The sequence below is a fragment of the Oscillospiraceae bacterium genome (genome assembly GCA_034925865.1).
In the GTDB taxonomy this organism is placed as follows: domain Bacteria; phylum Bacillota; class Clostridia; order Oscillospirales; family SIG627; genus SIG704.
Map to the genome: position 1 here is coordinate 85826 of JAYFRN010000025.1, position 9579 is coordinate 95404.

12 protein-coding genes are annotated in these 9579 nt (G+C 41.5%); 7 read left to right on the plus strand and 5 right to left on the minus strand.

All coding sequences use genetic code 11. From position 1 onward, the window contains the following. The 4 genes from VB118_09315 to VB118_09330 all read right to left on the minus strand — a co-directional run bounded on the left by VB118_09315 (position 1) and on the right by VB118_09330 (position 2498). The gene (locus VB118_09315; protein MEA4832794.1) at positions 1 to 228 is read right to left on the minus strand and encodes a helix-turn-helix transcriptional regulator; all 228 of its coding nucleotides are present in this window, start codon (positions 226 to 228) and stop codon (positions 1 to 3) included. A 195-nt stretch (positions 229 to 423) separates the two neighbouring features. Further along, positions 424 to 1404, minus strand: coding sequence for a hypothetical protein (locus tag VB118_09320; protein MEA4832795.1), 981 nt, complete (start codon positions 1402 to 1404; stop codon positions 424 to 426). A gap of 66 nt (positions 1405 to 1470) precedes the next feature. Then, positions 1471 to 2049 carry a DUF3841 domain-containing protein gene (locus VB118_09325; GenBank protein ID MEA4832796.1) on the minus strand — a complete coding sequence of 193 codons (579 nt, stop codon included), beginning with the start codon at positions 2047 to 2049 and terminating at the stop codon, positions 1471 to 1473. An 80-nt stretch (positions 2050 to 2129) separates the two neighbouring features. Continuing rightward, positions 2130 to 2498, minus strand: a complete 369-nt coding sequence (locus tag VB118_09330; protein ID MEA4832797.1) for a metal-dependent transcriptional regulator — start codon at positions 2496 to 2498, stop codon at positions 2130 to 2132. A gap of 203 nt (positions 2499 to 2701) precedes the next feature. Between VB118_09330 and VB118_09335 the strand changes: the two genes are divergently transcribed. The 7 genes from VB118_09335 to VB118_09365 all read left to right on the plus strand — a co-directional run bounded on the left by VB118_09335 (position 2702) and on the right by VB118_09365 (position 8631). Then, complete coding sequence (locus tag VB118_09335) at positions 2702 to 3568, plus strand: zinc ABC transporter substrate-binding protein (GenBank protein MEA4832798.1); 867 nt, start codon at positions 2702 to 2704, stop codon at positions 3566 to 3568. After that, the gene (locus tag VB118_09340) at positions 3565 to 4356 is read left to right on the plus strand and encodes an ABC transporter ATP-binding protein (protein ID MEA4832799.1); all 792 of its coding nucleotides are present in this window, start codon (positions 3565 to 3567) and stop codon (positions 4354 to 4356) included. The genes VB118_09335 and VB118_09340 overlap by 4 nt, the downstream gene beginning before the upstream one ends. Then, the gene (locus VB118_09345) at positions 4349 to 5188 is read left to right on the plus strand and encodes a metal ABC transporter permease (protein MEA4832800.1); all 840 of its coding nucleotides are present in this window, start codon (positions 4349 to 4351) and stop codon (positions 5186 to 5188) included. The genes VB118_09340 and VB118_09345 overlap by 8 nt, the downstream gene beginning before the upstream one ends. A gap of 12 nt (positions 5189 to 5200) precedes the next feature. After that, positions 5201 to 5650, plus strand: coding sequence for a transcriptional repressor (locus tag VB118_09350; protein MEA4832801.1), 450 nt, complete (start codon positions 5201 to 5203; stop codon positions 5648 to 5650). After that, entirely contained in the window at positions 5647 to 6789 is a 1143-nt protein-coding gene (locus VB118_09355) for a permease (GenBank protein MEA4832802.1), read from the plus strand. Before VB118_09350 ends, VB118_09355 begins: the two co-directional genes overlap by 4 nt. A gap of 12 nt (positions 6790 to 6801) precedes the next feature. Continuing rightward, a complete protein-coding gene (locus tag VB118_09360) occupies positions 6802 to 7626 on the plus strand; it encodes a TIGR03943 family protein (protein ID MEA4832803.1) in 825 nt (274 codons plus the stop codon). A gap of 66 nt (positions 7627 to 7692) precedes the next feature. Beyond that, complete coding sequence (locus tag VB118_09365; GenBank protein MEA4832804.1) at positions 7693 to 8631, plus strand: radical SAM protein; 939 nt, start codon at positions 7693 to 7695, stop codon at positions 8629 to 8631. A 159-nt stretch (positions 8632 to 8790) separates the two neighbouring features. Here VB118_09365 and VB118_09370 read toward each other — a convergent pair. Then, a partial coding sequence (locus VB118_09370) for a transposase (protein MEA4832805.1) occupies positions 8791 to 9579 on the minus strand: 789 nt, incomplete at its 5' end.

A 9579-nucleotide genomic window follows, 5' to 3' on the forward strand; every position in this document is an offset into this window, starting at 1 on the left:
TCACCTCAAATATATAACTTCGACGATATCACTGATCTGACAACTGAAAAACGTGCAAAGCTTCATAAGGACTTCCATTGAAACAGGTTCGTTATGATTTAGTTTTTGAACAGTGCTCGGACTGAGCAAAGCGCGCAGGGCGTTTTTGCGCATATCACGGTCAATAAGCAGTTTCCATAGCTTTTTATAACTCAGCAGTACTTCACTGACTTCAGAATTGTATTCCAATTATAGTACGCCTCCGTCTGCAGATTAAATACCTGAATATATCTATATTATAATACATTTTATATGCGTTCGCAATACATATTAAATGAATTCAGACACATATACTGAAATGACTGTAAATTTAGGCAAGCAGACACATTTATGAAGTAAGACAAAAAAGGCAAGAGAAATAATCACTCCTGCCTTTTTGTATAATTATGTTATATTAAGAAGATTCAAGCTCTGCTCAATGCATTCAATAGCCTTTTCATATAGCATTGCGACTTTTTCGAGAAGCGGCGCAACCGATTTGCTTCTTTCCTCGTTTACTCCCCAGGGTGAATTCCATCCCAGATACGGCGCGCAGCTTTTAAAGACTTTCGCTTCTTCTTCCATATACTCCGCGGCTTTATTAAGCAATTGCTTCGCGGATTCCGGAAAATGGCATGAAATTTCACGTAAAAAGCCCGGAGCGGCCGAATGTACAGAACTGTATATATCGAAACAGTATGCATCTGCAAGATCCCTGTCTTTTCCTGAATTAGAATATGCCTCATGCCATTTTTTTAAGGCTTGAATTCCTTCATAGGAATACCAGCCCCCTTTTTCCGGCTCGTCATTAATGGTTCTTGCATGAGAAACGGCATCTGTCAAAGCGTTGATTTCGGCGCGCTTTGCGTCAAAATTCCCCGTTTTTTCTCCAATAAGCACAGCACCGAAAGCGGGGCATACTTCCACAGCCTTTTCTGCTCTGTCCCAGGATTCTGTGTGGTATTCTGCCGATTCCGGACCCCAATAAGAGCCTCTTCCGAAGAAGATTTTATTAATTTCATCATAGCCGCAGACAACATCCCATTCGGCGCTTGTCATTGCGTGCCATACGAGCGCGGGCTTTCCCGCGTCTATCTGCTGCCGTATCGCAGTTATCATATTATCAGTCAGCTTTTCTCCATCAGGTCCAAAGCAGGGATATTCACTGTATTCGTAGCCTAACAGTTTTATCAAGTCGGTTGACCACATCATCATGCAGCATGTCGGCCTGCTGGGACAGCCGGTGGCAATACGGAAAGCCGCCCCGGATATTCCCTGAATATACTCGGATGTATATGTTTCTCCGAGGTAATTCATTATCACGCGGACACCTTCAAATAACGGTTCCTTAACTCTGTATGTATCTACGTTTTCTAGAATTTTCATTATGAATTCTCCTGTTGATGTTTTACTGATTATTATAATGACATATAAAAACATCCGCAAACAAATTTAATTTCCCTTAAAATGCCTAACTAATTGAATCTGATCGTATTTTAACTCCCAAAATGTGGCTTGTATGTATTGACCTGCTGAATCCTGTCTGTTTTCACCGCAAGGGAAGACATCAAAAATTTTTTTCCACGATTTTGATTTTGCTGCTAATTGTTCATCCGGAGATAAGCTGTCGAACCACTTTGATTCAGTGTCAAACATCTGATCGCAGGTGGAGTTGCCATAATAATAATTGTTGAGAACATATAACCACATCACCTCGTCGCTGAGTAAAACGTCTGAATCCGGTATTTCAATTTCAATACAGACCTGATCTTCACTATAGCCTCGGAATTCCCTGCGGCGCAGATCCGGCTTTTTATGTTGCCAATCAACTGTGTGCCATGCCCATATAGGATACTTAACATATTCCGGTGGCGTCCCTATTTTCGAAATCATTTGTTCAATGAGCCAATCGTAAGCGGGAGAATATCCCCATTCCGTAATTAAATCCGATTTTGTTTGGTCACAGTGTATGATTTTTACAGTTTTCAGTTTTTCATACAGCGTTTTTGGCTGGATAGTCCATAAACGCATAGAATACCTCCATTACTATTTGAAAATCAGAGAGTAAAATATATCAATAACGAAAATTAAATATTTAAAAGGTTTAAAAATCATTTCTTATTAAACATGTGCCTTTTTATAGCGTCAAAGGTTTCATTGCTGATGTCATGCTCGATTTTACATGCGTCTTCGGCCGCCACATCCTTGTCGACTCCGAGCTTGATAAATGCTTCGGTAAGAAGGGTATGGCGTTCATATGTTTTTTTCGCGACTTCTTTTCCTTCTTCAGTCAAAGTCAGAAAGCCTTCGTTTTCAACCGTGACAAAGCCGCCCTCTTTCAATAGACCGATAGCGCGGCTTACACTCGGCTTTGAGTATCCCATATATTCGCCGACATCTATCGCACGGACAGAAGAGCTACGCTTTGACAATATCAATATTGTCTCAAGATACATTTCTCCCGATTCCTGGATATGCATTATAAAACCGCCTTCCTATAAAATCCTCAATTTATATTAACATAAAAATGCAAACATTTCAAGATTGAGATTTTTTTATTGAACATTTTGCGTAATGTCTTATCGAAAAGCTTATTATGCTATTGACATTGAATCATTTCTGTGCTATTATCATCGCAAATGCAAATGATTCGCATTTGAAAACGTTAAATCAGGAGATTATAATGAGTAAAAAAATATTTTATTCAATATTTGGATTATCGCTTGTCCTTTGTATGCTGTTTATTACCGGCTGCAACATAAAAAGCGGCAATGAGACACAGAAAACGGTTATCGCCGTTACTATTGTTCCGGAACAGACCTTTGTAAAAGCTGTTTGCGGTGATCTCGCGGAGGTAGTCACAATGGTTCCGCCCGGAAACAGTCCGGAGAATTTTGAACCTACCGCGGAGTTGATGGAGAAATTCGAAAAGGCAGCTCTGTATTTTTCAATCGGAGTGCCGACAGAGGCGGCAAACATTCTGCCAAAAGCGGGTAATAAAAAGGTAATTTCTCTTGCGGACAAGGTTGCGGAGGTTTATGCCGACAGAAAGTTCGAGTCCGGTGAAAGAGACCCTCATATATGGCTTTCACCTAAAAGAGTCATAGTTATGATCAAGACGATCTCAGATGAAATGAGCAAGCTTGATCCGGCTAACGCTGATACATATGAAAAAAACGCGCAGGCATATATCGAACAGCTTAACAGTGTTGACAAAGATATCAAAGAGGCGCTTGACGGCGTGCAGAGCAAAAAATTCATAGTATATCATCCCGCGTTTGGTTATCTTGCCGATGATTACGGACTTACAATGTACGCTCTCGAGGAAGAAGGGAAGGAAGCGACGGCTCAGCGTTTGCAGGAAATGATAGATACCGCGAAAGCTGAAAACATAAAAGTAATATTCTATCAGGAAGAAATAGACAGCAGCCAGTCGGAAGCGTTTGCAGAGGAGATAGGCGGGAAAACATTGAAGCTTGCGCCTTTAGCGGCTGATTACATAGAAAATATTAAAAGAATGGCCCAAACAATGTCCGAGGTTATGAAATGATAAACGCAGATACCAATAATCCTGCAGTTATAATTAAAGATTTATCAGTATATTACGGACAGACACCCGCGATCGCGGGCGTCTGTCTTGATGTTGCCGACGGCGAATATCTCGGGATTATCGGGCCTAACGGCGGAGGCAAATCGACACTTTTGAAGGCGATTCTCGGACTTGTCCCGGTAACATCCGGTACCGTGCGGATATACGGAAACAGTATCGGGAAAAGCAGAGCGTTGATTGGATATGTTCCTCAGTTTGCCGTGCTTGACAAAAAATTTCCGATTACTCTGTTTGAGGTTGTCCTCACAGGATGCCTGAAAAGGGGTCTGTCGCCATTTTACAGATATACGGCAAAGGACAGGGAAACGGCATACAGCTTACTTGAACGGGTCGGCATATCGAAACTCGCAAAACGCCAGATATCTGACTTGTCCGGCGGCGAATTTCAGAAAATGCTTATCGCAAGAGCGCTCGCCGTCAATCCGAGGCTTTTGCTCCTTGATGAACCGACGGCAAGCGTGGATGCCGTCTCGCGCGAGCAAATATACAATTTACTTGCGGAATTAAATAAAAGCATGACTATAGTGCTTGTTACTCATGACTTGCTGGCTATATCATCTCAGGTTCACAGATTGGCCTGCCTCAACAGGCAGCTTGTTTATCACGGCGAGCCGGAGCTTAGTCAAAGCGTCGTGAACAGCCTTTATGGCTGCCCGGTCGATCTGATCGCGCATGGAGTGCCCCACAGGGTGCTCAAGGAGCACAGGGAGGGAACTCATAATGATTAAGGCGCTTTTTGAATATCAGTTTTTACAGAACGCCCTTTATGCCGGAATTTTGGCCAGCGTCGTCTGTGGTATAATCGGTGTAATAATCGTCGAAAAAAAGCTTGTTATGATGAGCGGGGGAATAGCTCATACCTCATACGGCGGAGTTGGCTTGGGATATTTGCTGGGCTTTGAGCCGATCATCGGCGCTTTTTTGTTTTCTGTATGCGCCGCTTTGGGAATAGGATATATAAAAAGAAAAGGCGGCGCGCAGTCCGATGTCATAATCGGGTTATTCTGGTCGCTCGGTATGGCGCTCGGTATTCTGTTTATTGCCCTGATGCCAGGATATCCGCCGGATCTCAGCTCTTATCTTTTCGGGAACATTCTTTCTGTAACTAAATTTGATCTTTATTTGATGGTATGCCTTACTTTTGTTGTAATACTCGTAATAGTCATGTTGTTCAACGATTGGAAGGCCTATCTTTTTGACGAGGAATTCGCTTCGATAAAAGGAATTAAGACAGCCTTTTTGGAATATTTGCTGCTTGTTCTGATCGCGATGACGGTCGTCGTTTTGATCAGGGTGGTCGGGATCATTCTTGTGCTCGCTTTACTTACCGCGCCCGCCGCGACAGCCGGACTTTTAACCCCGAGCCTGAAAAAGAGAATGCTTTATTCTGTCCTGCTCGGATGTGTCTACTGCCTGGCCGGGCTTTGGATTTCATATGTAATAAATATACCGTCCGGAGCGGCGATAGTGGTTTTATCAGTCATAGGATATTTTATCTCTTATACAATTAATTTGTTGTTCGTAAATCACAGCAGAAAAAGCCGGGAAAAAAATTTTTGAAAGGTGATATAAATGGACAGGCCTGATTTTGCCAATAATCTGAAAATAAAAGGTTTGAAAAGCACAAGGCATCGTTTGGCTATACTTGAAATTCTTGAAAAAAGCAGCCAGCCTATCGCCGCCGAACAGCTTTTTCAGAAAATGAAAGAAATGAATATAACCGTGGATTTGTCTACGGTTTACAGAACTCTCGACACATTATGCGATAAAAGCCTTGTAAAAAAGATAAATATAGACAGTGACAGCAGAGCGTTGTATGAATATAACCGCATGCTGCACACGCATTATCTGGTATGCCTCGGCTGTAAAAAAATAACGGCAATAAAGGGTTGTCCGCTGGAGGATTATGAAAAAAACCTGGCTATAGAGACTGATTATACTATTGCGGGACATAAGCTGGATATTTACGGATATTGCCCGAAATGCCGGAATGCGCGGTCTGCGGGAGGATCGGTCAAATGAAGGCATCATCAAATAATAATTTCCCTGATGATATACCACTCGAAAAAAAATCAGGCGCTTCAGGTATATTTACAGGCATAGTGCTTTTTCTTACAGTGGGATATCTGCTGTTTTATGTCCTTCGCGCAATGGATCTGATCAAAATAGATATGGAAAAAGTCGAAACCTTTAATACCATTTTTATCAGTATACTGATGCAGGCGTTTCCTTTTATGCTGATAGGCGTTCTGGTTTCATCCATAATGCATGTTTTTATACCGGATGAATGGATAGTTAAAATTTTTCCGACAAAACATGGCCTAGGGTTTCTCACGGCGATGTTTGCCGGCCTTTTCTTTCCCGTATGCGAATGCGCCATAGTCCCGGTTATGGCAAGGCTTGTCAAAAAGGGCGTGGCAATGCCTATCGCGATAACCTTTATGCTTTCCGCGCCGATCATCAATCCCATTGTCATTGTATCCACATTGTATGCATTCCCGGGAAGACCGGATATTATGTTTAAACGAGTAGGCTTCGGTTTGCTCATCGCACTGCTTGTCGGCATCGGCATGTCGCTGTTCATGAAAAACAGCAGCGAATTTATTGACAGCGGCTCAGAGCATTGTGACTGTGATAAAAAAAGCAAAAATAAAAATAAGCCTGCCGGGAAAAAAGTAAAGCAAGCCGAGCCGCATCAATGCTCCTGCTGCTCACACGAACATAACAAGGACGAGCATATCCGAAAAGGATTCATACATAGATTGAAGGATCTATTTCTGCATGCCGGCGATGAATTTTTTAATGTCGGAAAATATCTTATCATAGGGGCATGTATAACAAGCCTGATTCAGATATTAATTCCGAAAGAAGCGTTTACCGATCTGAATGCGCAAAGCTGGCTTTCTCTTCTCATCATGATGACAATGGCGTTTCTTTTCTCCGCCTGTTCTACCTCGGACGCTTTTATCGCGAGGAGCTTTATGAACAGATTCACCTTAGGTGCGATAATGGGATTCATGGTATTCGGTCCTATGATGGATATCAAGAATCTGCTGATGCTTTTATCAAGCTTCAAAAAAGGCTTTGTCATAAAGCTTACATTGATGATCTTTATTCTCAATTTTATTGTGCTGAACTTACTGACTATCTTAATAATTTAAGTGAGGAGAGCAATGAAAACGACAACTGAAAGCTGTTTTAATTTAAATACAGCTCTAAAAAGCATTCTGCTGCTCGGATTTGCATCGTTTTTTCTTTATACCATTTTCAGCGGCTCGGTAAATATGTATGTGCATCCGAGAAATATTCCGATTATTATTTTTGCGTCCGCTGTAATGATCATTATCGCGTTTTTGATGCTCGGCGGATTATTTACAATATCTGGGAAAAAAATAAGATCCTGGTCATTGCTGTTTTACATAATACCGCTTATCATGGCGTTTGCTTTGCCTGCCAAAGCCTTCAGCTCAAATGACGGATCGTTGGGAAGCGTCGAATTTTCCGGCATTGACAGCAAAGCCGACAGCACGCCGTCTCAGAAAACCGGTCAGGCAGCTGACAGCGGATCTTCTTCTGATCCGGGCTCCTCAGATAACGTTTCCGGCGGCGCCAAGGACAGTGGCTTGCAAATACAGGACGGCGTCATAAAGGTGACCGATAGCAATTTTTATCAATGCGTCAATGAAATTTATAGCAATATAGATAAATATATAGGAATGAAGATCGAATGCGTCGGTATGGTTTTCAAAAGCGATCAATATACAAATGAAGAATTTGCGGCCGCGAGATTGATGATGGTTTGCTGCGCGGCTGATATGGTTCCGGTCGGATTTATGTGCAGTTATGCGCAGGCATCCGAGCTTAAGACGGATTCATGGAAAAAAGTAACCGGTATAATAGATCAAAAGCAATGTGACGGCAATATAGTACCGTATGTCAAGGTTTTAACCGTGGAAGACGCGGAAAAACCTGATAATGAATATATATATCCGTATTAAACATCTTTTTAAAAGAAAGCTTTTATAAGAATATATATACTCTAAAATACAGAAAGGAACATTAATATGATAACATTCGGACCCGTTCCGTCAAGAAGGCTCGGACAGAGTCTCGGAATTAATAATATTCCGCCAAAAGTATGTCCGTATTCCTGTGTTTACTGCCAGATAGGCAGAACAAACAGAATGCAAATAAGGAGAGAGGCTTTTTACGAGCCTGAAAAGATATTCTCCGAAGTGAAAACCAAGGTAAATCAAATCAGGGAAAACGGGGAATGTTTGGATTATCTTTCATTTGTTCCGGACGGTGAACCGACTGTTGATATAAATCTGGGCGTTGAGCTTGATTTATTGAAAAGCCTGAATGTTAAAACAGCGGTAATTACCAATGCGTCCATTTTATGGATGGACGAGGTAAAAGCTGACCTCTTAAAAGCGGACTGGGTATCCGTGAAAGTAGACGCCGCCGACGAGGAGGCCTGGCGTTTGATCGACAGACCGCATGGCAGCCTGAGCCTTCAAAAGATACTCGACAGTATGATCGAATTTGCCAAACAATATAAAGGAACACTTGTAACCGAGACCATGCTTGTGTCGGGGTATAACGACGGCACCCGCAATCTTGAAAGCATAGCGAAGCAAATTGCTGAAATAAACCCTAAAAAATCATATATACTCGTTCCTACAAGGCCTCCGGCTGAAAGTAATATACGCAGGGCGACAAGTGAAAAGCTAATCGAAGCCGCGGGTTTAATAAACAATGCTTCCGGCGTAAGCGTTGAATGCATCACTCAAGACGACGATGAACAGGGCTTTTTCTTCACAGATAATGTCGCGGACGACTTATTAAGCATTACCTCTGTTCATCCCGTAAGAGAAGATATCATCATGCATTATATAAGAATAAAGAATGCTGATGTCTCAATATTAAATGAGCTTATTTCTCAGAAAAAAATATGCGAATACACATATGAAGGCAAAATATTCTATAGAAAAGTGTTATAATACAATAGATAGGTGACAAAAAAGCAGAAAACGAATTCGAATATAGTATGGTGTTCAGTTAAATATATTGATTTGAACTATAACACAATTAATATGGACGTACAGCCATTTGTGGAATCCCCATTCAATGTTATATATTAAGCCCTAACTTTCAACAAATTAAGTAATATGTAAATCAAGAGAAGTCAGCAATTTAATGGTTTTGCCGGAAATTTCGGAAGTAAGCCATGAGTTGTTGACTTTTACTTTGTGAATATACTTAAGGTGGAAGATGAAATCTGAAATTGAATATGTTGATAATTGATTGCCGGAACGCAGAAGGTTGTAAATGAGAAAAGCCAGCATAAGTGAAATGTGATTGATAAAAGCCCATGCCTCAACAGCGTATTTATCTTGCAGGTAAACAACATCAAGCTCGAGCAAGTTTTTCAAGAAGTCGAAGCTTTGCTCAATTTCTCCTCTGCTCTTGTACAGGCAATACAGCTTTTCGGCGTTTTCATCAAGATTTGTCCGAAAAATTATCGTGCCGAAATCATATTGCTTTTCAAGAAATCCCTCACGGGTATAGTCATCATAATTGGATTCTATACGACGTATATAGTCCTTTTCTTCCTCGTTCTTCAGATCGTTGTCAAGATAAACAAGCAGCTTTTTGCCGTCGACCTCGTATGAATAGTACCAAATAACCCTTCCATTGAACATAAAATATCCATCGAAAGCATCCTTGCTACCGGTTTTCAGCTTGTCACGTATGAAAAGACCGTTGTTCCTCTTCAATGGCACTATATATTTCAACTTGCTAGCTTCAAGCATCTCAAAATTTGCTTCCGAACCGAAGCCCTTGTCGGCTATTACAACCATATCAGATATTCCCGATTCATTGACAGCCTGACCAAATGAAGTTACATCCCTGATGTTTCCGGGGACAATGCGATAATATACCGGGAG

Bases quoted from the DNA above. Each gene is read 5' to 3' on its own strand.
- VB118_09330 (MEA4832797.1), bottom strand. From the start codon at position 2,498: ATGCATATCCAGGAATCGGGAGAAATGTATCTTGAGACAATATTGATA.
- VB118_09325 (MEA4832796.1), bottom strand. From the start codon at position 2,049: ATGCGTTTATGGACTATCCAGCCAAAAACGCTGTATGAAAAACTGAAA.
- VB118_09355 (MEA4832802.1), top strand. From the start codon at position 5,647: ATGAAGGCATCATCAAATAATAATTTCCCTGATGATATACCACTCGAA.
- VB118_09350 (MEA4832801.1), top strand. From the start codon at position 5,201: ATGGACAGGCCTGATTTTGCCAATAATCTGAAAATAAAAGGTTTGAAA.
- VB118_09340 (MEA4832799.1), top strand. From the start codon at position 3,565: ATGATAAACGCAGATACCAATAATCCTGCAGTTATAATTAAAGATTTA.
- VB118_09345 (MEA4832800.1), top strand. From the start codon at position 4,349: ATGATTAAGGCGCTTTTTGAATATCAGTTTTTACAGAACGCCCTTTAT.
- VB118_09365 (MEA4832804.1), top strand. From the start codon at position 7,693: ATGATAACATTCGGACCCGTTCCGTCAAGAAGGCTCGGACAGAGTCTC.
- VB118_09335 (MEA4832798.1), top strand. From the start codon at position 2,702: ATGAGTAAAAAAATATTTTATTCAATATTTGGATTATCGCTTGTCCTT.
- VB118_09360 (MEA4832803.1), top strand. From the start codon at position 6,802: ATGAAAACGACAACTGAAAGCTGTTTTAATTTAAATACAGCTCTAAAA.
- VB118_09320 (MEA4832795.1), bottom strand. From the start codon at position 1,404: ATGAAAATTCTAGAAAACGTAGATACATACAGAGTTAAGGAACCGTTA.